The 23,999-nt window shown below is 39.0% G+C and carries 20 protein-coding genes; 18 read left to right on the forward strand and 2 right to left on the reverse strand.

Going from position 1 to position 23,999, the window contains the following annotated elements; translation table 11 throughout:
* Positions 1-53 precede the first annotated feature (53 nt).
* From UR08_RS10695 to UR08_RS10745, 11 genes are all read left to right on the forward strand, one after another.
* Complete coding sequence (locus tag UR08_RS10695; protein ID WP_115753619.1) at positions 54-503, forward strand: DUF4352 domain-containing protein; 450 nt, start codon at positions 54-56, stop codon at positions 501-503.
* Between the two features lie 129 nt (positions 504-632).
* Positions 633-1,898, forward strand: coding sequence for a nucleotide sugar dehydrogenase (locus UR08_RS10700; protein WP_115753620.1), 1,266 nt, complete (start codon positions 633-635; stop codon positions 1,896-1,898).
* Position 1,899: 1 nt separating this feature from the next.
* Entirely contained in the window at positions 1,900-2,586 is a 687-nt protein-coding gene (locus UR08_RS10705) for a YveK family protein (RefSeq protein WP_115753621.1), read from the forward strand.
* Between the two features lie 20 nt (positions 2,587-2,606).
* Entirely contained in the window at positions 2,607-3,311 is a 705-nt protein-coding gene (locus UR08_RS10710; protein ID WP_115753622.1) for a CpsD/CapB family tyrosine-protein kinase, read from the forward strand.
* Entirely contained in the window at positions 3,304-3,948 is a 645-nt protein-coding gene (locus UR08_RS10715) for a sugar transferase (protein ID WP_240616076.1), read from the forward strand. The genes UR08_RS10710 and UR08_RS10715 overlap by 8 nt, the downstream gene beginning before the upstream one ends.
* Positions 3,938-4,699: a WecB/TagA/CpsF family glycosyltransferase gene (locus UR08_RS10720; RefSeq protein WP_205757241.1), complete on the forward strand. Its 762-nt coding sequence runs from the start codon at positions 3,938-3,940 to the stop codon at positions 4,697-4,699. Before UR08_RS10715 ends, UR08_RS10720 begins: the two co-directional genes overlap by 11 nt.
* Positions 4,696-5,955, forward strand: a complete 1,260-nt coding sequence (locus UR08_RS10725) for an O-antigen ligase family protein (RefSeq protein ID WP_115753624.1) — start codon at positions 4,696-4,698, stop codon at positions 5,953-5,955. The genes UR08_RS10720 and UR08_RS10725 overlap by 4 nt, the downstream gene beginning before the upstream one ends.
* Before the next feature lie 16 nt (positions 5,956-5,971).
* Positions 5,972-7,771: an asparagine synthetase B family protein gene (locus UR08_RS10730; RefSeq protein WP_240616077.1), complete on the forward strand. Its 1,800-nt coding sequence runs from the start codon at positions 5,972-5,974 to the stop codon at positions 7,769-7,771.
* Positions 7,768-9,258 carry a lipopolysaccharide biosynthesis protein gene (locus UR08_RS10735; RefSeq protein ID WP_115753625.1) on the forward strand — a complete coding sequence of 497 codons (1,491 nt, stop codon included), beginning with the start codon at positions 7,768-7,770 and terminating at the stop codon, positions 9,256-9,258. The genes UR08_RS10730 and UR08_RS10735 overlap by 4 nt, the downstream gene beginning before the upstream one ends.
* The gene (locus tag UR08_RS10740) at positions 9,230-10,267 is read left to right on the forward strand and encodes a glycosyltransferase family 4 protein (RefSeq protein WP_115753626.1); all 1,038 of its coding nucleotides are present in this window, start codon (positions 9,230-9,232) and stop codon (positions 10,265-10,267) included. Before UR08_RS10735 ends, UR08_RS10740 begins: the two co-directional genes overlap by 29 nt.
* Positions 10,268-10,513, forward strand: a complete 246-nt coding sequence (locus UR08_RS10745; RefSeq protein WP_115753627.1) for a helix-turn-helix domain-containing protein — start codon at positions 10,268-10,270, stop codon at positions 10,511-10,513. It abuts the gene before it with no gap.
* 95 nt (positions 10,514-10,608) lie between these two features.
* On the opposite strand, the gene UR08_RS10750 is transcribed toward UR08_RS10745, so the two are convergent.
* Entirely contained in the window at positions 10,609-12,090 is a 1,482-nt protein-coding gene (locus UR08_RS10750; protein WP_115753628.1) for an AcpB/EbpR/MafR family transcriptional regulator, read from the reverse strand.
* Positions 12,091-12,443: 353 nt separating this feature from the next.
* On the opposite strand from UR08_RS10750, the gene UR08_RS10755 reads away from it, so the two are divergent.
* A complete protein-coding gene (locus tag UR08_RS10755; RefSeq protein WP_115753629.1) occupies positions 12,444-13,697 on the forward strand; it encodes an LPXTG cell wall anchor domain-containing protein in 1,254 nt (417 codons plus the stop codon).
* 109 nt (positions 13,698-13,806) lie between these two features.
* On the opposite strand, the gene UR08_RS10760 is transcribed toward UR08_RS10755, so the two are convergent.
* Positions 13,807-15,387, reverse strand: coding sequence for an acetate--CoA ligase (locus tag UR08_RS10760; RefSeq protein ID WP_115753630.1), 1,581 nt, complete (start codon positions 15,385-15,387; stop codon positions 13,807-13,809).
* Positions 15,388-15,521: 134 nt separating this feature from the next.
* On the opposite strand from UR08_RS10760, the gene tadA reads away from it, so the two are divergent.
* The 6 genes from tadA (at position 15,522) to UR08_RS10790 (ending at position 23,833) form a co-directional block, all read left to right on the forward strand.
* On the forward strand, positions 15,522-16,004 hold the full coding sequence (gene tadA / locus UR08_RS10765) for a tRNA adenosine(34) deaminase TadA (RefSeq protein ID WP_115753631.1): 483 nt from the start codon (positions 15,522-15,524) through the stop codon (positions 16,002-16,004).
* 366 nt (positions 16,005-16,370) lie between these two features.
* On the forward strand, positions 16,371-17,774 hold the full coding sequence (locus UR08_RS10770) for a cytochrome ubiquinol oxidase subunit I (protein WP_115753632.1): 1,404 nt from the start codon (positions 16,371-16,373) through the stop codon (positions 17,772-17,774).
* Positions 17,761-18,774: a cytochrome d ubiquinol oxidase subunit II gene (gene cydB / locus UR08_RS10775; protein ID WP_115753633.1), complete on the forward strand. Its 1,014-nt coding sequence runs from the start codon at positions 17,761-17,763 to the stop codon at positions 18,772-18,774. The genes UR08_RS10770 and cydB overlap by 14 nt, the downstream gene beginning before the upstream one ends.
* A complete protein-coding gene (gene cydD / locus UR08_RS10780) occupies positions 18,774-20,498 on the forward strand; it encodes a thiol reductant ABC exporter subunit CydD (protein ID WP_115753634.1) in 1,725 nt (574 codons plus the stop codon). Before cydB ends, cydD begins: the two co-directional genes overlap by 1 nt.
* Positions 20,498-22,240 carry a thiol reductant ABC exporter subunit CydC gene (gene cydC / locus UR08_RS10785; RefSeq protein ID WP_115753635.1) on the forward strand — a complete coding sequence of 581 codons (1,743 nt, stop codon included), beginning with the start codon at positions 20,498-20,500 and terminating at the stop codon, positions 22,238-22,240. Before cydD ends, cydC begins: the two co-directional genes overlap by 1 nt.
* Positions 22,241-22,327: 87 nt before the next feature.
* Positions 22,328-23,833 carry a gluconokinase gene (locus tag UR08_RS10790; protein ID WP_115753636.1) on the forward strand — a complete coding sequence of 502 codons (1,506 nt, stop codon included), beginning with the start codon at positions 22,328-22,330 and terminating at the stop codon, positions 23,831-23,833.
* Positions 23,834-23,999: the final 166 nt, after the last annotated feature.

The raw sequence follows: 23,999 nt of genomic DNA on the forward strand, positions 1-23,999 counted from the left end.
GTTCTAAGTTTTAGTTGGGTGGAGCTATCTTTGATGAAGAAGGTGGTTGAAGTATGAAAAAAGTTTGGCTGAGTGTAATTTTAGGTCTCATTGTGGTGCTTGGTGCATGTTCGACAACGGCGGATTCTGATTCGTCGCAAGAAGGAATTAAAGCTAAAGCTGGTAGTGATATGGTTGATGGTTTAAAAATAGATATCAAAAATCTTGAAGTCAATAAAAATGTAAATACAAAAAAGGAAATTTATACATTTACGGTCAAAGGCGAAAATAGATCCTCTGTTAGTCTTGGCTTAGGTTCAATCGATTTTGCTTTGAAGACAACGAGCAATAAATTAATTGAGCCAGATCCGGCTATGAAGGCGTTTGGAGATAATATTTTCCCAGGGAAATCGCTTAAAGGATTTGTATCTTTTTCCGTTCCTGAAACAACAAAAATAAAAGCATTAGTCTATAAACCTAAAAATAAAGAACTTATAAAGTGGACAGTTTCCAAGGATAGTTGATAGATGAAATACTGTTGCTTTTGCTACTCAAATATGACAAATAGTTTTTTGCATGTGCGAATATGCTTTTTGCCATATTTGGGTTTTGTATCTATTTAACGATAAGGACTATTACAAAAGGAGATAAACATGAAAATTATAGTTTTAGGATTAGGCTATATTGGTCTACCTACGGCAGTGATGTTTGCCAATCATAATCAAGAAGTCATTGGAGTAGATATTAATAAAACGGTTGTTGATGATTTAAATCAAGGCTGTACGCATATTGAAGAACCAGGTTTATCTGAAGCTTTGCGTTTAGCAATAAATAAAAACAATTTTAGGGCGCAAATGGAGGTAGAAGAAGCGGATGCATTTATCGTATCTGTTCCAACGCCAAACAATAATGACGTTTTTAAAAGTTGCAATATGGACTATGTTCAACAAGCAGTGAGGTCCATCATACCAGTGCTTCGCCAAGGGAATACTGTAATCATAGAATCCACAATTTCTCCATGTTCCACAGAGAATATGATAAAACCCCTTATTGAAAATGCTGGATTTGCTGTTGGAAAAGATGTATTTTTGGCGCATTGTCCTGAGCGTGTCTTACCGGGGAATATTTTTTATGAATTAGAGTATAATAATCGCATCATTGGAGGGGTTTCAGAAGCCTGTTCGCATCACGGAGCAAAAATCTATAGCCTTTTTACAAAAGGAGAACTCGTGGAAACATCGGCATCTGCGGCTGAATTGTCAAAGTTAATGGAGAACACTTATCGGGATGTCAATATAGCTTTGGCTAATGAGTTGATCAAAACAGCTGGCGTTTTGGGGATTGATGGTCTTGAAGTTGTGAAGCTTGCAAATAAACACCCACGTGTTAATATTCATACTCCTGGGCCAGGAGTAGGTGGTCATTGCCTCGCTGTTGACCCTTATTTTATTATAGCAAGCTCTCCAGATACTACACCACTAATGCAGAGGGCGAGAGAGATTAACAAATCAATGCCAGACTTTGTTTTGAAGGAAACAAAGGAATTAATGCGACAAATTGATGGTAAAAAGATAACTGTTTTAGGAATTACGTATAAAGGGGACACCGACGATATTCGAGAAAGTCCAGCACTTGAAGTATTGAAGTTGTTAGAGGCGGAAAACCGGTATCAGCTAACCATATACGATCCTTATATTCCTGCGTACAACGATTGGAAAGAGGCCACTCTGGACAGTGATTTACTACTGATATTATCGGATCATCAGGAGTTTAGTCTTTTAGATGAGACAAGGTTAGAATATATGAAACAAGCGGTGATATTTGACACCAAAAATATTCTAGTAGACTCCTTGAAAACCAGTAATTATTTCAATTTAGGGAACATTCGAACTAAACGATATAGAAAGGAAAAATCTTAGTATGCAAGATACGATTGATTTTACTAAAATTTGCGCAATCGCAAATAAGATGAAATTTAAAATAGCTTTAATTTTTATTGTGATTGTTTCGAGTATGTCCGTTTATTTATGGTTTATAGCTACTCCAGTGTATCAAAGTGAAGTTCAGTTATTAGTCAACCAAACAGAAAGAAATACGAATATACAAGATCAAGAAGTACAAGCAAATCTTAAACTGGTGGAAACATATAGCACGATTATAACGAGTCCAAGAATTTTGGATCTTGTTAAGCAGAATTTGAAGGGCAAATATTCGAAAGAAGATCTGAGTGATGCTGTTAATGTGAAAAACAACGCGAATTCGCAAGTTTTAACAATTACTGCACAAGACACGAATTCTAAGGTGGCCACGGAAATTGCCAATCAAACAGCCAAAGTATTCAAGCGAGAAATTCCCAAAATTATGAAGGTCAACAATGTGACAATATTAACTAACGCTGGTGTCACAAATCAAAATTCTGAAGTGAAACCTAACAGGGCCTTGATGCTAATGCTTAGTTTAATTGTTGGTGTTTTAGTCTCGTTAATTGTAATTACAATAAAAGCTATGAATGATAAAACTATTCAAACAGAACAAGAATTACAGATGGAATTTGGACAGACTGTGTTAGGGACGATTGAGGATTTTAGTAAAATCAAAATTCAATAGGACTGGATGTTATTTATAAAATGAAACGAAATAAAAATAGAGATAAAGTTATTGCGGCACTGAGCCTAGAACCGTTAGTTAATGAACAGTTTAAATCAATCCGCACGAGTATTTCCTTTGCCTCAATTGATAGACATGTCCAAACACTCTTAATTACATCATCTGAGTCTGGTAGCGGAAAATCAACTATTTCAGCGAATTTATCGATTGCATATGCGCAACAAGGAAAAAAAACGTTACTCATCGACTGTGACCTAAGAAAGCCGACTGTCCATAGAGCTTTTTATGTAAATGGTTTTGTCGGGCTGTCTAGTGTATTGATGGATCAATTAGATGTTATTGAAGCTTGTCAAAAAACCAAAATTGAAAATTTATCAGTTTTGGCTAGCGGAGCTGTTCCCCCTAATCCTAGCGACCTTCTAGGATCGAAAAAAATGAAATTAATCTTAGAACACTTAAAACAAGAATTTGACATGATTATTATAGACACTCCACCGATAACATTATTTTCAGATTCTATGTTATTAGCTCCTAGAACAGATGGAGTTATTCTCGTTACGCGCTATGGAAGGTCAAAAAAAGCAGAGATTAAGTTGGCTCTTGAAAAAATAGCGCTGACACAAGTACCTGTTACTGGAACGATATTAAATGGCGTGGTGAAAAAAAGAATAAATTCAAATTACGATAATTATCATAATGTCCGAAAGGAAGAGAAGGATGGGTAAACCTATGTGGATTACGCTTGATAAACAACACAAATCTTATCTTAGTCTAAAGCGAATATTTGATATTCATTTATCTATGTTAGGCCTATTGTTTTTGTCTCCATTATTGATCTTGATTGCTGCGTTGATCAAGTGCTCAGACTGGAAAGGGAAGGTCTTGTTTAAACAAATTAGGTTGGGAAAAGATGGGGAAGAGTTTTGGATGTATAAATTTAGAACCATGCACCACGATGCAGAAGCAAAATTGGAGGAATTGAAAGCGAAAAATGAGATCTCAGGGGCGATGTTTAAAATGAAGGAAGATCCCAGGGTAACAAAAATTGGTAAATTTCTTCGTAAGTCAAGCCTCGATGAACTTCCTCAATTATGGAATGTATTAAAAGGGGATATGTCTTTAGTTGGCCCTCGCCCGCCTCTTTTACGTGAAGTATCAGAATATACGCCGTACCAAATACAACGGCTATTGGTTAAACCAGGATGTACAGGTATCTGGCAAGTGAGTGGGAGAAATAGCTTAGACTTTTATCAAATGGTTGAATTAGATTTGGAGTATATTCGGGATATGTCTTTTTATTTAGATGTCAAAATTATATGCAAAACGATTATTGTTATGGTGGTGCCAAACAATGCGTATTGACAGTTCTAAGAGAATTTCTTTGTTGGGAACAAATATTGATTGTTTAACGATGGATGAGACGTTGGAGTGTATAAGATCATATATTACGCAAAAGAAAAATATACAACATGTAGCAGTTAATGCTGGGAAGATCAATTTAATGAGCGAGGATATGGAACTTCAAATGATTGTCAATCAGTGTCCATTAATTAATGCGGATGGACAGTCTATAGTATGGGCTGCGCGATTTTTGGGTTATAAAGTTCCGGAAAGAGTTGCTGGGATTGATTTATTTATTCGTTTAGTAGAATTGGCGGCACAAAATAAATATCGAATTTTTTATTTTGGTGCGGAAGAATCGATCGTAAAAAAGGTAGTGAGCCTTCATCAGAAAAAATATCCTCATATGGAAATAGCTGGTTATCGAAATGGCTACTTTAATGAAAATCAGTCTTTGCAAATAGCCAAAGAAATAGCTGATACCAAACCGGATATTTTGTTTGTAGCCTTTTCGAGTCCTAAAAAGGAAAAATGGATTTATACGTACAAAGATGTATTACAAGTGCCATTTTCAATGGGAGTAGGCGGAAGTTTTGATGTAATTGCAGGCAAAACAAAGCGAGCTCCAAAGTGGATGCAACGAACGGGATTAGAATGGTTATACCGTTTTATACAAGAACCGAGACGAATGTATACACGTTATCTTATAGGCAATTGGTTATTCTTGAAAAAGGTTTGGTTTGAGAAAAAACAAAGAGGACAGGAAAAATGAAAAAAAGAATGCCCTATTCGGTTATTTTTTTCATGTGCTTAGTCCTTGTCTTTCCAATTGTTGATATAGCGAATGGTTTTTTATTAACTATGGGCTTGATGTTACCCGTGGGAGTACTTTATAGACTTTTCTTTTTTGTCTTTCTTATCTTGTCTATTTTGTCAAAGCCAATTCCAAAATCAAGTTATACGCTCGTTACGTTTGTATTTGTGATAGGAAATAGTCTTATTTTTCTATTGCAGTCTATTTTTCTGGAAAATACGACAGGTTGGATTATTGATGATTTTGGTGTGTTTGTTAAATATTTTTTAGGAGTACTAATCTCTTATTTTGTTTATCAACAAAGAAGTAATTTCCCAAATTATTATTATGAAAAACTATTTCATGCTCTTAATTTCTTATTTATCCTCGGTTTACTAGTTCCATATTTCTTAGGGGTAGGGACACAAACTTATGAAGCTTCGAATGCTGGATATAAGGGGTACTTTTTTGCTCAAAATGATTTATCTTGTGCGTTTATTATTTTCATTACGTTTACAGGATATCATCTCATTCAAAAAATAAAAAATAAGTGGGATTTTTCAGCTGCTTTTATTTTGTTTCTATTTGCTAGTGATATTTACTGTCTGCTTTTAATTGGCATGAAAACAGGAGTTATATATGGACTAGTGGTTATGCTGTATGTGATGTTCATGCTTATGTTTGGGAAAAACACTTCTATTTTAAAACGAATTATAGCGTGGGGAAGTAGCATCCTCTTTGTATTTTGGATGATTTTACATGGGGTTGGCAAGATACTTCAAATGGTCGAAGGTACCTATAATCGAATGGTTTATTTTTACTATCTGTATGATGGAAATCTAGTTAAATTATTGACTAGTTCAAGAAGTGAATTTTTGGAAGGCGGAATGAATTTTTTCTTACAAGATAATCACTTGATTTTTACGTTGTTTGGAGGGCAAGGGTTTACCTACCGACAAGAAAATTTTGGCAGATTAGGTTTAATTGAAATGGATTTTTTTGATATTTTTTTTGGAATAGGTTTTGGAGGAATTATTTTATTTTTGATATTCATTGGTTACTTTATAAAGTTAGCCTTTCAAAAAGAACTAATGTCTGTTTACAGTGTGATACTAGTTGTTGTGCTGTTGTACAGCTTTTTCGCAGGTCATGTGTTTTTCTCAGCATTATCATCAACCATGCTTGGATTAGTGTGTGGAGGGATTGTTTCTAAGCTTAAAATTAATTCAATGTAGAAAGGAAGAGCAGGAAATGTCAGGATTTTTTGGGTTTATATCGAGAAATCAAAAAGAACTCAATAAAAAAATTGAACTGCAAAAAGTGATCCAAGATAAAAGCAAACATTTATTTTTAGATAAAGAGCAGTTAATTGAATCAGAGGGTTTATTCGGTAAAATTTTCAGCCATACACATAAGAAATTTCAAAAAGATAAAGTGTTTAGTGAGGATGCTGAAGGTTTTTGGGTACTTGATGGCGTTGTTGTTAATAAAAAAAATTTAATGGAGCAATACAATCTTGACGCTCAGGCGGATATGTTATCTCTTATACGGAACATAAATAGAAATTGTAAAAAGGAGAAGTTCCCTTTTTTTGATAAGCTTAGAGGAAGTTTTGCAGGGTGCTTTTTTGATTTTGATCGCGCAACTTTTACGATTTTTACGAACCATATTGGAGATAAGGAAGTTTTTATTTATTTTTCGGCTACTACCCAAACTCTTTATTTTGGAACGGATTTTCGAGTATTGGTGGAATTTATATATCAACATACCGGAACGACTTTTGAGATCAATGAAAATGCTGCTTATAGTTTACTAACACATGGACATACACTTTGCCGAGAAACACTATTTAATGAAATAAAGCGTCTAGCGCCAGGTCATTATTTAGAATTTACTTCTGAAGGTAGTTTAGAAGAGAAGCCGTTTTATTTGATTAAAAATACTCCTGTACCTATTAGTGAACAAGAAGCGATAAAAAAAATAGATCAATACTTTCGTCAAGCGGTCAAAAGAGCTTTTGATAAGGATGCTGAGTATGGCTATAGACATTTAGTGGCTTTAAGAGGTGGTCTAGACTCTAGGATGACAACTTGGGTAGCTCATGATTTGGGTTATAAAGATATTCTCAACTACACCTTTTCGCAAACCGATTATTGGGATCAAACTGTACCGAAAGACATCACGCAAGTGCTACAACATGAATGGATGTTTCAAGCCCTAGATAATGGTTTATATTTATCGCGAAAATCAAGGGAAGCTGTGCAACTGACAGGTGGTCGTAGTCAAAATGCAGGTGTTACACACACGCTAAATATGTTAAACAATATAAATTTTAACAAATTTGGGATCGTCCATACCGGGCAGCTAGGAGATGTAATTCTCGGGACTTATTATAGTGGTAGCAAGGCGAGGGCATTTTCACCAGGAGATGGTGCTGTTTCACAAAAATTAATCAAACGGGTTAAGTATTCATCTCAAGTTGCAGTTCAAATTGAAGATCAAGAGCTATTTAAGTTTTATAATAGAGGATTAACTGGAGTGAATATTGGATTAAAACCGATGTATCAATACACAGAAACTTTGTCCCCATTTCTAGATGTTGACTTTCTTAATTTTTGCTTTTCGCTACCTTTAGAGTACAGGTATGGTCATCGAATCTATATAAAATGGATAAAAAAATGTTACCCACAAGCAGCGGACTTTGTGTATGAAAAAGTTGGTGGAAAAATTAATGGCAGAATAATGAATATCAAAGGTGTGCCTGTACCACTAATACGAGTTCCTTCAATGATCATAAAATATTTACGAAAAAAGACGGGGCGACTGCACAAAACAAAACAACATATGAATCCACTTGATTATTGGTACGAAAATAATAATGAACTGAAGGAATTTTATAATGACCAACTAAAGATAAATATAAATCGTGTGAAAAACGTGGAATTGAGAAAAGCTTGTGAATTTGTTTTTCAAAAAGGGGCCACCATTGAAAAAGATCAAGTTGTAACGTTTCTGCTTTTTTTACAAGATATGGAAACGTATGTGAAATGAATAAAAAGGATAGTGGAAATAAAATCTTATCGAAGTTTCTGTCTATATCGGTAGGAAGTTGGATCGCAATGCTAATTGGGTTTTTAAGCACCCCGGTGATTACTCGACTTTTGTCACCAGAAGAATTTGGTAAAGTATCGTTATTTTTATTGGTGGTCGAGGTGTTGACAGCAATAATTTTATTTGGTTCTGATCAAAGCTTTATTCGCTTTTTTTATGAGGAGCAGTCTAATAAACGTCCTGTTTTGCTGCGAAAAAGTTTGTATCTGCCTTTATTGCTATACGCTGGCATTGCATTACTTTTTTTATGCTTTTATCAAATTTTTTCGCGGTTGCTGTTTTCAGAATCAAGTTTATATTTAATAGGCTTGCTACTTGTTTACGTATTGCTGCGAATATTCAGTACTTGGTCGTCTCTAGTTATTAGAATGCAACAAAAAGGAAAACTATTTTCGTTAATTCAAGTTCTAAATAAACTAATCGAATTTATTGGAATCTTGGTTTTCGCTTATTTATTAGGAGACCAATACGAAGTCCTTATCTATGCACAAATTACATTTATGGTCATAGTAACTATTATTGCTATAAGCATAGAGTTTCATTTCTGGGATTTTTCCAAACAAAAAGGCGTGAAACTCGACAGTACTTTTTATGAGCGAATCAAGTATGGTTTTCCATTGATGATTACTTTATTAATGACTTTGGCTTTTCAGTCGGTAGATCGAATAACTATCAGAATTTGGGCGGGATATAACGAAGTAGGGCTATATTTTGCCGCATTTAAAATTATCGCACTTTTAAATATGCTACAAATCAATTTTACTGCGTTTTGGACACCCCTTAGTTATGAGAAATACAAAAAAAATCCCAAGCAAACTCAATTTTTCCATAATGCACATCAAATAGTGGCGTACAGCATGTTAATGATTGCAGTAATAGTTTTAATGAGTAAAGGGATCATTATAGCTTTACTTGGTGCTGAATACCAACAGGCTGAGCATATTGTTCCATTCTTAGTATTTATTCCATTAATGTACACAGTTTCCGAAATAAGTGTCATTGGCATAAATTTTTATAAGAAAACAGGCTGGCATATTTTTATTACGATCTTTGTATTTGCTGTAAATTTGTTAGGAAATATTCTACTGGTTCCTGTTATTGGTGCTGTAGGAGCTGCGGTATCCACAGGCTTATCGTACATTCTCTTTTATATGCTAAGAACTTATTTTTCCACCCGGTATTACAAAGTCGATTATGGAACTAAAAAGTTTTCTATTTCTGTTAGTTGTTTAGTGATGTATGCATTTTATGCCACTTTTTATAAGGATGGTGTTGTAAGTTTTTTGCTTGGAATAACACTACTAGTGGTTATTACGCTTATTTATTATCAAGTAGTTAATGAGATCATAAATTATTTTAAAAAATGGATTAATAAAGGTAATACTGGGAGTGACGTTTATGAAAATTTTGATGATAGGACCAGATAGTAAAGCTAAAGGCGGGATGGCAACAGTGCTGAACAACTTTAAGAGCTTTACCTACACGGATTGTCAAATCATCTTTTTAACAAGTTGGCGTGAAAAGCATAGGATTTGGACAGCTATTAAATGTTTTTTTCAAATTCGGAAGACACTTAAGCAACAACAAATTGATTTAATTCATTTCCATGTAGCACAAAAGGGAAGCTTTTTTCGAAAAGCATTCTTGCTAGCAGCTGTCCCAAAGAAATATCACACGCTTTTTCACATGCACGCTTCTCAATTTGACACATTTTATGAAGTACAACCTACATTTATGAAGAAATGGATTGGTAAAGTTTTTAACAGAGTTGATGAAGTAGTTGTTTTAAGTCAAGAATGGGCACAATTCTATTGGGGATTGACCAACACTAAAATTTCAATCATTGAAAACGCGGTTTTTATACCGAAAAAAAACCCTTATGCGACCAATCAGAAATTAATTGTTACATTCGGAAAGATAGGTGAGCGAAAGGGCAGTTATGATATTTTGAATATTGCGAAGCAAGTAGCAACTACCATGCCGGATGTGAAATTTATCTTGTATGGTGATGGAGAAGTTAATAAGATTCAACAAAAAATAAAGGATTTGGAATTGTCAAATATAAGTGTGGGTGGATGGTTAGATGACAAAATGAAGAGCGAAGTGATGAAACATGCTGCAGTTCACCTTTTACCATCGTATCAAGAAGGTTTGCCAATGGCTATTTTGGAAACAATGTCTTATGGCATCCCTAATATTTCAACAGATGTTGGAGGAATTCCACAGATTATTCAAGATGGAGAGAATGGCTATACTGTTCGACCAGGAGAGAATCAAAAGATGGCTAGGATTTTAGAACTTTTCTTGCGAAGTCCAGAGCTTCAGCGGCAACTATCAGATAAAGCTTATCAGACACTCAATGATAAGTTTTCAATTGATGATAATTTTAAAAAATGGATACATCTATACAAAAAAATAAATCAAGGAGGAAGTTAAGTGGATCAGTATTTTTCTAAACAAGAACAGCTTGAATTCTTGAACAGCTATTTTTTATCAACGGAGGAAGCTCTTAATATTTTGCAAATTTCAAAGCAAAATTTTTATTCCTTAGTGAATAGGCAGAAATTAACACGAATAAAAAAAGGAGGGGCTGTACTTTATTATCGAGTGGAAGTAATTGAACGTGCGAATAATCAGCCCTCCTTGCGGAAAAAATATCGACCATATGATAATTCAAATTAGTTTTCTTGATGGTAAAAGTCTCTTTTAAAAAGTATTATTTTAGTTCTAAAAGTGGAGAATGATGTAAGAAGCTTATTTTACTGTAGACTAATGAGTTAAGTTTTATAAAGCTTATGTTTTTTTTGGTTTTTATTGTTCAGCTGTTTTAATATTCTCTCAATACGTTTGATTTCTCCAACGATGGGTGGATCACTGTATATATAAATGTTTTGTTTTTTAAATTCCGGCAATTCAACATCGCTAAGGATTAAATCGCAATTTTTGGGTGGAGAATGCCCCGTGTGGATTTCCAAGTGAAAAGGTGAATACTTTTTGACAATAGCTTCAATTCGTTTTACTTTATTACTGTAACTTGAATGAGTGACCCACACGATAAGTTGTGGATCAAATGTGGCTAAATTTTTGTGAGTTTCGATGACATAAGTGAGCTGTAAAAATAGAAAGTCTCTAGCTTGAATGAAAGAGCTGAATTTTTCTTCTGAAGATAATTGTGCCAGAGTATCATCAAGTAGCTGACTGTAACCAGGAAATCGCTCTTTATAGTAAGCAATTTTTTGCTGCATATACATTTCACGTGCAACATTGCCCATGTACTCTGAATGGCTGCCGATTACTAATAACGAGTAGATAGCTTCTTCATTTTGCGATAAATCTAATCCAAAATTGGTTTTAATGAGGTCTAGTATTCGTTTAGAGAAAGCGTGATTTGGAGGGGACTCTGCTCTATATTCTTGAATAATCAATTTTTTGTCGACATACTCTAAAGATTTCCAAATATTAATTCGAATCATTTTATAGAGATATTTAGTTTCATTTTCAATGATGTTTAAAGGAGCGGTTGTTTGAGAAATAATGCTTCTAACAATTTTAGCTAAAGCCGGCATCATTGTAACTGTTGAGATCTCGGCTGTGTCAATTTTGTGACTTTGTTCAAGGCGAAGTTTAGTGACAGCAGCTAGAAAAGAGTGGCGCCATTGTTCTACGTAATGAAAAGTAATACTAAACTCTTTGCTTACTTCATTACGTTGTTTTTCAAAGTAAAAATCATTTTTATTAACGTGAAAAGGCCATTCAATCCCCCCATAACATTCCCATAAAAAAGCAAATAAAAAATAACGAATATCTTTTTCACGCCCTACAAATTGCATGTTTGTGAAATCAAAAGCAAGATCATATTGTTCTAAAAATGCCTTGCTTTCTTGAATGATCTTATAAAAATGAGACTTGCTAATGTAATTTTCTTCGCAAAAAGAAGATAAAGAAGAGTGCTTTTTAAAAGCGACGGAATTAATAAAATTAAAGGGGATAGAATCTTTAAGGATTAATAAACGAATACGATTGAAACTGATAGATGGGACCTTGTATAAATAACTTCCCTTAAAGGATTTAATCAAGCAAACATCTTTTCCGAGCGGCTTTAGTAATTGAGGGATTATTTGTAAGTAGGTTTGAACAGTTGGGCGAGAAAGGGTTGTTTTTACTGCGAGCTCATCTAATGTCCAAAAACGATTGTCAGAATATAAGGTGGTTAGTAGTTTATACAAAGCATCTTGCTTTCTACTAAACAAAAAATCCATGGTAATATTACCCCCTTTTTCTTATCGAAAGATATCTTGTTTAGTTGCCTTTATTCTAACATAGACAGTGTTACTAATCATGAATGAAAAGCATTGTGATTTCAGAACTTTTTACGATAAAAAGGTGGGCTAGTTGCCTACTGTTAAAAATGTTGCTTTGCTATGAAGAAGGCCCCGGCTCCGTTGGAATGTAAATGAATGTGAACATTTTGTGACAAACAATGAAAAAACCTTCCGTTTAGCGAAAGATTTGCTAGTTTCTTGTGAATTTCGTTGCTATACTTATATGGAATGGAGCGGTTCTGATTAGGAGCTTAAGCCATTCAAAACTTCATGAAAAAGGGAGAATCGAGATGAAAAAGACTATAAAGGTAAGTTGTGGAGTTTTAGCTTTGTCGATGGGCTTGTTTTTACCAAGTTCTGTACTTGCAGTAGAGGCACCAGAAGTAGACAAAGCCGAAAAGGTAGTTAGCGAAAGTCAGGTACAAAACGAAGTCAAACAGCAAGATGCCGTGCAAGAAAATCAATCAAAACAGCTTGAAAAAGATGTTCCAGAAGTGAAACCAGAACAAGGAACAGATAAACAAGCTGAAAAAGCACCACAAGAAGCAGCGAAGCCAAAAGAATCTGTAAAAGCAGACGACAAAAAAGCTGTAGCTGAAAAGGATGCGAAAGTTACAACACCACTTGCTGTAGCAAAAGCAAACGTGAGCGTAGAAATTAATTCAAGCGTTACACCTGCATACTTTGCAGAAGGAAAATCTGGTGTGGCACTAAGCTTTAAAACAAATCCAGTTCTTTCAACAATTGGGAAGAAATCAGTTGTAATTGAAGCAACAGATGGCACAACAACAGAAGAAATCACTGTAAGCTACACAGTAGTTGATACAAAAGCACCTGTTTTGAGCTTATTTGAAAATAATCCTGAATTCTCGCTAGATGAAGAATGGTTCGCAGACGAATTAGTAGACGTATCGGATAACTCTGGTGACTACGAGGTCTTCTTTGCGGATGGATCGACAACACTTAATACATCAAAAGTTGGTACATTTTCTGCGGTAATCGTAGCACGTGATGCAGCGGGAAATGAATCTCGAGTTACGCTTACTTATACGGTAATTGATGATGAAGATATGTTTGATTATGCAGCACCACGAATTGATCCAGTGAAATCAACTGCGACAGACGTTTATGGAACAACAAAACCAAACGCTCATGTACAATTAGGAAATGAAAATGGCGGCGTTATTGGCGAAGCGATTGCAGATGCAAACGGAAACTTCCACATTCATTTGACAACACCACTGAAGAGTGGTTCGGTTGTCCTTATCTGGTCGTTTATCCTTGAAACTGGCGAAATAAGTGACATTGGCATTTACACTTACGGACATACAAGTCTTTTGGAGAACACAGGCATCAAGCCTCTTCAAACAGTGAAAAAACCAGTTAAACCGGCTAAACCAGCGGCGCCAGTTGTAAAAACAGTTGCGAAAAAAGCTGATCCAGCAGCACTTCCAAAAACTGGGGATGCAGAAACAGGCGGACTTGCAGCAGCAGGTACATTACTTGCTGTACTAGCAGGCATGTACTTAAGAAAAAGAAATTAATAGTTGAGTGAAAACCGGCAGTTTTGTTTCTTGCCGGTTTTTGCTTTAAAAAGACGATCTCCCTTGTAAGTCCAGTTTCCATCTGAACTATTAGGGAGATCGTTTTTGTTTAATTTTTAAGTTTCGCAAATTCTTGTTCGCGCAGCGCTACGCGTCTAATTTTCCCAGAATCCGTTTTAGGGAGCGAATTCACAAATTCAATTCGGCGCGGATATTTATACGGGGCGGTGATTTTCTTGGTAAACATTTGTAGTTCTCGTTTTAGCTCATCACTGCCCGTGTAACCATCCTTGAGCACAATGAAGGCTTTCACGACGGTGCCACGAATTTCGTCTGGGCTTGCCACAACCGCAACTTCTTTTACGGCTTCGTGGTGCGTGAGCGCGTCTTCAACTTCAAACGGCCCAATGGTGTATCCTGAACTGATAATAATATCGTCATTGCGTCCTTGAAACCAGTAATAATTAGATTCATCGGCGTAAGCCCGGTCCCCAGTGACGAAATAATTGCCACGGATGGCTTTTTCCAGCCGTTCAGGCTCTTTATAATACATTTTAAAGAGCGCCGGGAAATTTTTCTGAACCGCAATATCACCAATTTCACCTTGTGGAACTGAGTTGCCAGCTTCATCGACAATAGCCATATATTCAGGCATGATGGGTTTTCCCATCGAACCTGGGCGGATTGGAGTATCAACCAGCGTGCCAATCAGAAGTGTGCTTTCAGTTTGACCATAACCATCACGTACTTTGATTCCGAATGTATCTTGGAAAACATTGATAACTTCGCGGTTGAGCGGTTCTCCGGCAGAAACGGCGCTTCTAAGATGAGATAAATCGAATCTATCCAAGTTTGGAACTTTGACCATTAAACGATACTCGGTCGGCGTACAGCAAAGGACATTAATTTGCTGCTGTTCTAGCAATTTCAGTTGGTTTTCAGGTGAGAAACGTCCGCTGTACATGAATCCCGTTGCGCCTTTTCCGAGAACAGAAAGAAACGGTGACCAAATCCATTTTTGCCATCCAGGGCCAGCTGTAGCCCAAACGCGGTCATTTTCACGAATATCAAGCCAGTGATCAGCCGCAATCCGAATATGGGCGTAACCCCAGCCATGAACGTGCACTACGCCTTTCGGGTTTCCAGTTGTTCCACTTGTGAAAGCAAGTAAACATGGATCATCTCGGTGAGTTTCAACGGGTGTAAAAGTATCAGAAGCCTCTGCCATGACAGCTTCGTAACTTGTCCATTCTGAGTCTGTTTCATTAAGTAGAATGCGCATTTTTACTAAGGAAGCAATATCTGGAATTTTATTAACTTCTTGATGGATTCCTGCGTAAGCAATGATTCCTTTTACGCCGGCTTGGTGGATGCGATATTCAAGGTCGTGTGCTTTCAAAAGTTCAGATGCAGGAATAATAATGGCACCAGCCATCCATAACCCCATATAAATCGAATAAGTTTCAAGCAAGCGAGGCGTGATCACAATAACATGATCTCCTTTTTTAATTCCTGCTTGAGTAACGACATTTGCAAATTTGCGTGCTTCAGAAAGTAGCTCGTTATAGCTCCAGCTTCTTTCAGGTTCGTTTGGAGACTTCCAAATCAATGCCGTTTTATCAGAGGCAAATTTTGTGATTTCGTCCGTAATATTATAAAGTTCGGGTGCAACTAAGTTTTCTGAATACAAAATAGATTTCCTCCTTTTAAAAAATTAGTACCTGATATTAAAACATGGTAATATATTTAAATCTAAAAAGCAACTGTAAAGAAAAGCGAGATTATGCTAAGATGAAAAAAACGGTTGAGAAGTGAGGAACAGAAGTGGAAAAAGAGGAGTTTATGCGAGAAGCAATAAAAGAAGCTGAAAAAGCACGAGCGCTTGGAGAAGTACCGATTGGAGCAGTTGTAGTATTGGATGGAGAAATTATTGGTCGTGGCCATAATTTACGCGAAACATCCCAAAACGCAGTTACGCACGCGGAGCTTCTAGCCATTCAAGATGCTTGCATCAATCGAGGTTCTTGGAGACTTTCGGGGGCAGATTTATTTGTCACACTTGAACCTTGTCCCATGTGTAGCGGCGCCATCTTGCTTTCACGGATTCATAAAGTTTACTACGGAGCGAGTGACCCAAAAGCAGGAACAGCAGGAACGTTGATGAACCTGCTAGAAGACGATCGTTTCAACCACACCTGTGAAGTGGAAAAAGGTCTTCTTCAGCAAGAAACGGCAGAATTGCTTACCTCGTTTTTTAAGGATTTAAGGGAGCGTAAAAAAAATTACAAGTCCCAAAAAAACGAGTGAGTCTTTTTTACTATTTTAGGGGAATCCCTATTTTTATTTTTGTATGTGAAATTTCGAGCAAAACTCTAGCTCAAGTCTAGCAAAGGCTTCAACTTTATCTGTTTCAATTGTGTACATCGATCTATAAAAAAGTTACTAAAGAACTAAATGATTTTCAGACGAAATAGGATAAAATATACTGTGTACAGAACTAATTCTAGTTTAATAATTTTTCTTATAGTGTTTGCGAAAAAAGTATTTTGTAGTGAAATTTACCTATGATTGTGAAAAGAAGAACAACCGCTGGTGGTTGATGCCGAATTTTTTCACAATCTTTGCAAGCGCTTGAAAAAGACATGCAAAACGCAAAAAAAGGAGGGGAAAAGGGTGGATACTTTGTTTCTAGCCCGCTTCCAGTTCGCATCAACAACGATCTTTCACTTTCTGTTCGTGCCGCTATCCATTGGACTCGTGTTCATGGTTGCGCTCATGCAGACGTTGTATGTTGTGAAAGGAAAAGATGTTTACAAAAGAATGTCGAAGTTTTGGGGACACTTGTTTCTAATTAACTTCGCAGTCGGTGTCGTAACCGGGATCATCCAAGAATTCCAATTTGGGATGAACTGGTCCGATTATTCTCGTTTCGTAGGGGACGTATTTGGTGCTCCGCTAGCTATTGAAGCACTTCTTGCCTTCTTCATGGAATCGACATTTATCGGTCTGTGGATTTTTGGTTGGGATCGCCTTGGGAAAAAACTTCATTTAGCATGTATTTGGCTTGTTTCGATCGGTACGATTCTTTCAAGTTTCTGGATTCTTGCTGCTAACTCGTTTATGCAACACCCAGTTGGCTTTGAATTTAAAAATGGTCGTGCTGAAATGAATGATTTCTGGGCACTCATTACGAATGGTCAATTGCTTGTTGAATTCCCGCACGTTATTTTCGGTGCATTTGCAACAGGAGCTTTCTTCGTTGCAGGAATCAGTGCTTATAAAATGCTTAAAAAAGAAGATACAAACTTCTTCAAACGCTCTTTCCAAGTAGCGCTTGTACTTGCTATTATCGGTGGATTTGGTACAGCGTTCAGCGGACACTCGCAAGCACAATATTTGGTTAAAACACAACCAATGAAAATGGCTGCGACTGAAGGTGTTTGGAAAGATACCGCGGATCCAGCGCCTTGGACAGTGATTGCTGGAATTGACGTGGATAACCGTAAAAATACCTGGTCAATTGAAATTCCGTATGCGCTTAGCTTCCTATCTTATTCCACATTAAGTGGTTCGGTAGAAGGAATGAACACACTTCAAGCGCAATATGAACAACAATATGGACCTGGCGATTACATCCCACCAGTGCGCACTTCATTCTGGAGCTTCCGTATCATGGTTGCTGCTGGAATGCTAATGATTCTTTTCGCACTAATTGGCGTTGTACTTGCATGGCGCAAGAAACTTGAAAATGCTAAATGGTATTTGCGTCTAATGGTTCCAATGTTATTCTTCCCATTCTTAGCTAACTCAATGGGTTGGATCATGACAGAAATCGGACGTCAACCATGGGTTGTTTTCGGATATCAAAAGACGGCAGATGCTGTTTCGCCGAACGTTTCGGCAGGCTCACTGCTCTTCTCGATTATCGCTTTCTCAACGATTTATTCAATCTTATTGATTGTTTTAGTTTATCTATTTATTCGCGAAATCAAAAAAGGACCTTATGGTGAGAAGAAACAAGAAAAAGTTTCCGTCGATCCATTTGATAAAGGGGGCGACGAAATTGTCACTGAATGAGCTATGGTTTCTGTTGATCGCTGTTTTGTTCGTCGGATTTTTCTTCCTTGAAGGGTTTGACTTCGGCGTAGGAATGTCTACACGCTTTATGGCAAGAAACGACTTGGAGCGGCGAGTTCTTGTAAACACAATTGGCCCGTTCTGGGATGCCAATGAAGTTTGGCTACTAACAGCAGGGGGCGCAATCTTTGCAGCTTTCCCAAACTGGTATGCGACAATGTTCAGCGGCTACTACATTCCGTTTGTCGTTCTATTACTTGCACTTATTGCACGTGGTGTATCATTTGAATTCCGTCATCAAAAAGCAAGTGCTGCATGGCGTAATTTCTGGGATTGGATGGTTTTTGTTGGCAGTATCTTACCACCTTTCTTATTCGGCGTTTTATTTGCGAGCTTGATTCAAGGAATGCCGATTAATCATGATATGAATATGCACGCTGGTTTCTTTGATTACATCACGGTCTTCTCTGTTTGGGGCGGCCTAACTGTAACAATGCTGTGCTTGCTTCATGGCTTGATGTTTATTACGATTCGTACTGAAGCTGAAATTCAAGAACGAGCTCGCCGGATGGCTAAACGAGTTTGGTGGATTACAATCCCTGTGCTTGTTGTTTTCGTAGTGATGGCGTTCTTCTTCTCGGATATCTTCCAAGCACGCCCAGTACTCGTTCCACTAATGATTGCGGTCGTTGTTGTGATGTACGTGCTTTCAGCAGTGTTCTTGTGGAAAGGTCGCGACGGATTGGCCTTCGCTTTCGGAGGACTGGGTATTGCAATTACCGTTGCAACACTTTTCGTCGGCTTGTTCCCACGTGTAATGATCAGTTCGATTGATTCAGCATTTGATTTGACCATCTATAATGCGGCATCGGGAAATTACTCTTTGACCGTGATGACGATTGTAGCGGTAACCTTGTTGCCGTTTGTGCTCGGCTATCAAATCTGGAGTTACTATGTTTTCCGTAAACGTGTTTCGAGTAAGGAGAAAATGACGTATTAATGGGAAAAGATCTATTTAAATATAAAGGTATTAAAAAAATACTAGCGATTTTAGCTGTCCTCACACTTATTCAAGGTGCAGCGATCATCGTTTTGGCTCGTGCCCTCGCCGATGCAGTGACAGACCTGTTTCACGGCGAGGCACTGTCCTCTGTGGCGTTACAAATGATCCTCTTTACTGGGGCGTATTTTGTACGCCATTTTTTAAATGTCTGGAAAAAGGGGATTGTCTACCGCTATGCAGCGGAAACAGGAAAGCGTATGCGTGAAGAACTCCTTAGCAATTTATTTATCCTTGGTCCGCGCTTTACCCGTGCCGAAGGAACAGGGAAAATTGTGACCATGGTAATGGAAGGCGTACAAGATTTTAGACGCTTCATTGAGCTTTTCTTGCCTAAATTTATGAACATGGCCATCATCCCTGCGATGATCTGGATTTACGTGCTTACGCAAAATGGGACGTCAGCTTTCATATTATTTGTAACTTTCCCAATCCTCATCCTTTTCCTCATTATTTTGGGGCTAGCCGCCAAAAAACAAGCCGATTCACAATTTGAGTCTTACCGGATTTTGTCGAATCACTTTGTTGACTCGCTAAAAGGACTGGAAACGCTCAAATATCTAGGCTTAAGCCACAATCACGAAAAAAGTATCCAAGGCACGAGTGCAAGATACAGACGAGCGACGATGCGAACACTTCGCGTGGCCTTTCTTTCTTCGTTTGCGCTCGACTTCTTTACGATGCTTTCGATTGCCATTGTGGCGCTGTTCTTAGGGCTAGGCTTAATTAATGGCACAATCACGCTATATGTGGCGCTAGCGATCTTGATTTTAGCGCCAGAATACTTCCTGCCCGTTCGCGAACTGGGAACTGACTATCACGCCACACTTGATGGGCAAGATGCTGGTCGGAATATCCAGACGATCATTGATCGCGGCGAAAAGGAAAAAGCGTCGCATCCAGGGGAGCCAGCAGATGCTTACGGTGAAACGACTCGTTTTGCGATGGAAGGCATCTCCGTGCGGCATGACAGCGGTGAGACCGCATCGCTTGCTGGGGCTAACTTCGAAGTAAACGGCTACGAAAAAATTGGCATCATCGGTGCAACCGGCGCCGGCAAATCGACCATGATTGACATTTTGAGTGGCTTTTTGGTGCCGACAGAAGGGCATTTTGAAATGAATGCTAAAAAGCAAGTGATGCTTTCGGATGCAGCTTGGCAACAGCAGGTCACTTACATTCCGCAACATCCATACTTATTTCATGATACGATCGCCGGGAACATCAAGTTTTACCATCCAGATTCCACACAAGAAGAAGTGGAACGTGCAGCAAGTGCGGCAGGTCTTGCAAGCGTCGTAGCTAGTTTAGACGCCGGGTACGGAACGGTTGTTGGGGAAGCTGGACGGACACTTAGCGGCGGCCAGGAACAGCGGGTTGCGCTTGCGCGGGCATTTTTGTCGAATCGAAAAGTAGTCTTGCTTGACGAACCGACTGCGCATCTGGATATTGAAACGGAAGCAGAGCTAAAGGCGCCCATGCTTGAACTTTTCGAGAATCGGCTTGTGTTCTTTGCGACGCACCGACTGCACTGGATGCTCGAAATGGACCGGATCATTGTACTCGATAAGGGACAAATTGTTGAGACCGGGACACACGATGAGTTGCTTGCGAGAAAAGGGTTTTACTACAAGCTAGTAAAAGCTCAGTTGGAGGAGATATAATGCTTAAAAACAGTTGGATCGGTCCTTATATCAAAGAAAATCTCAGACTGTTTATTCTCGTTACATTCCTCGGTGTACTCACATTTTCTGCAGGTGCCGCTTTGATGTTCACCTCAGGGCATTTGATTTCGAAATCTTCACTCATGCCGGAGTCGATTATGGCCGTTTACGTGTCAACCGTTGGCGTGCGCGCGTTCGGGATTATGCGATCCGTTTCTCGTTATGTTGAACGACTTTCGAGTCACTCGCTCGTTTTAAAGATTTTGGAGAAAATGCGCGTCAGACTCTACCGCATTCTGGAACCGCAGGCGCTACTAATTAAATCGCGCTACCGGACCGGGGATATTTTAGGCTTGCTTGCGGATGACATTGAACATCTACAAAACTTTTACTTGACGACGATGTTCCCTGCCGTTGTGAGCGTGGTTCTCTACGCCGGCGTTCTCATCGCACTGGGGGCTTTCTCGATTCCATTCGCGATTTTGATGCTCATTTTGATTGGCTTGCTCGTCTTTGTTTTACCTTGGCTTTCGCTGCTTTATGCAAAAGGGAAGAATGCTTATTTGAAGCAAGGGAGAAATGGTCTTTATAGCCAGTTTACGGATGCCGTTTTTGGCTTAAGTGACTGGATGTTTAGCGGTCGCGAAAAAAGCTTTATCAAAGGCTATGAAAAAGATGAAAAAGAGCTGTTAAAAGTGGAAACCAAACAATTTCACTTCGTCAATTGGCGGGACTTTTTCAGCCAGCTGATTGTCGGAGCAACCGTTGTCGTAATGGTTTACTGGAGCGCAGGACAGGCTCATGATGGCGCATTTAATGGAACCTTCATTGCTGCCTTCGTACTAGCCATTATGTCGCTTGGTGAAGCTTTTGTGCCGGTTTCAAGCGCCGTTAGTGATAAATCGCTTTATCAAGATTCACTCGACCGGCTAGACAAAATTGAAGATTCAAGTTTACCTGACTTTGAACATGAGCTTGAACAAAATGTGCGTATCGAAACGAAGAGCGTAGCACTTGAGGCTCGGGCGCTTTCGTTCCAGTATAATGAAAAAAGTCCGTTTGTCTTGAACCAGTTTGATTTTAAGCTTGAGCAAGGGCAAAAAGTGGCGATGATCGGGCGAAGTGGAACCGGGAAGTCTACCTTTTTGAAACTTGTACAAGGTGCGCTTACGCCGACTAGTGGTGAGGTGTTGATGAACGGAGTCAAGGTGGAAGAAATTCGGCCGCAGATGGCGGAAGTGGTCTCGATGCTCAATCAGAAGGCGCATTTATTTAGCACATCGGTGCTAAATAATATCCGGATGGGGAATCAGGATGCGACGGACGAGGAAGTGTATGAGGCGGCACGTCAAGTTAAGATGCATGACTTTATTATGAGCATGCCAGATGGTTATCATACGCAAATGACGGAGATGGGGGCGCGCTTTTCTGGCGGGGAACGTCAAAGGATTGCACTCGCTCGGATTCTTTTGCAGGATACGCCGATTGTTATTTTGGATGAGCCAACGGTTGGACTCGATCCGATTACGGAACGCGAACTTTTGCAGACGATTTTTGAGACGCTTGAAGGGAAATCTGTTATTTGGGTGACGCATCACTTGGTTGGTGCTGAAAAAATGGATACGGTCGTTTTCCTTGAGGAAGGCTCGATTTTGATGCAAGGGACGCACACGGAACTTATGGCGAGTGAACCGCGGTATCGCAGGCTTTATGAGCTAGATCGGCCAATCAAGTTGGATTAAGAGGGGAAGTGGAGCTTTTGCAGTGAGTTTATCTCGATGCAAAAGCTCCTTTTTTGGTATAATGGTGCCAGAAACGAGGGATGAGACATGAAGGAATTTGTAATGGGCGTCGATATTGGCACATCTAGTACGAAAGCGGTTCTTTTTACGGAACAGGGAAAGGTGGTTCACCGACATGCGATTTCTTATCAAATGAAAACGGATACGCGCGGGAAAGCGGAACTCGATCCGGAACAAGTTTTTGAAGCTGTTTGTGGGGCCATTCGAGGCGTTATGTTAGAAAGTAAGGTAAATAAAGATGAAATTTTGGCGGTCTCATTCAGTGCGGCAATGCACAGTTTGATTCTGGTGGATGAAACGGGAACACCGCTTACGAAATGTATCACGTGGGCTGACGGAAGAAGCTCAAGCGCGCTTAATCGAATGAAACAAAAATTTGATCTAGAGGAACTTTATCAAAGAACGGGGACGCCGATTCATGCGATGAGCCCGTTTGCGAAATTGTGTTGGCTACAGGAAACAGAACCAGAAAAATTAAAGCAAGCTAAACGAATTTGTGGGATTAAGAGCTATGTATTATATCGTTTTTTTGGAAAGTGGGTGATTGATGCCTCACTTGCATCTGGCTCAGGTTTATTTAATCCTGTCACGATGAAGTGGGAGCAAATGGCACTTGAATTAGCGGGTATCCCAGAAAGCAAGCTTCCAGAGGTCGTCGTAGAAAGTGAGCAGCTTACAGGGCTTTCGGAAGCGTCGCAAGAGAAGTTGCATCTTGATGCGGATACGCCGTTTGTAGTGGGCGCAAATGATGGTTCACTTGCAAACCTTGGTATTCAAGCACTTGGGGAATCAGATGTTACGGTGACCGTTGGAACGAGCGGAGCGGTTCGAAAAATCGGGCATTCTTTCTTGCCAGATGAGCATGGCAGAACTTTTTGCTACCGGTTGACGGACGGATTTTTTGTGCGTGGCGGCGCTGTGAATAATGGCGGAAAAATTGTTGAATGGGCGCTTGAACAGCTTGCACCGCGTGCGATTCGAAATGAGCGCGACTATGAAAAATTAATGGCGCAAGCGGGAGAAATTCCTCTTGGTGCTGAAGGATTGCTGTTTTTACCGTATCTTTTAGGGGAACGAGCACCGTACTGGACGGATGACATTCGGGGTGCGTTTTTAGGCTTAACGGAAAGTCACACGCGCGCGCATATGGTTCGCGCAGTGATTGAAGGCGTCACGTTAAACTTATACAGTGTTTACCAAGAAATTCAAGCGGAAGGTGATGTTTTGTACGTAACGGGCGGGATTGCTCGGCAAGAAATTTGGTGTCAGCTTCTGGCAGATGTATTTGGGCATGAAGTTCGCGTGCCGTATACCGTTGAAGGCTCAAGTCTTGGTGCAGCCATTATCGCGCTCGAAGCCTTTCAGAAAATCCAAGGTTTTAAACTGGACGGTGAACCAGAAATCGCAGCACGGTTTTTCCCGGATTCCAAGCGGCATGAACGCTATTTAGCTTGGCATGCAGTTTTTGTGGAAGCCGCAGAAGCGCTGATGACAAGCAATCGGCGAATCATTGAATGGTTAAATGAAAATTAAAGGTGTTTACTTGTCGCGGCTTTTGGGGATAGGTAAGTAAATTTAGAAATGAGGTTGTAGCTTATGAACCGAAAAATTGTTTGGATAGCCTTGATTTTGATTGGAATTTGCTTGCTTGGAACTATTGCTGCGACGCTTGTCAGCGTGTATTTAGCAGGCTGAAAAT

This window comes from Listeria kieliensis (genome assembly GCF_003369925.1).
Lineage (GTDB): Bacteria > Bacillota > Bacilli > Lactobacillales > Listeriaceae > Listeria > Listeria kieliensis_A.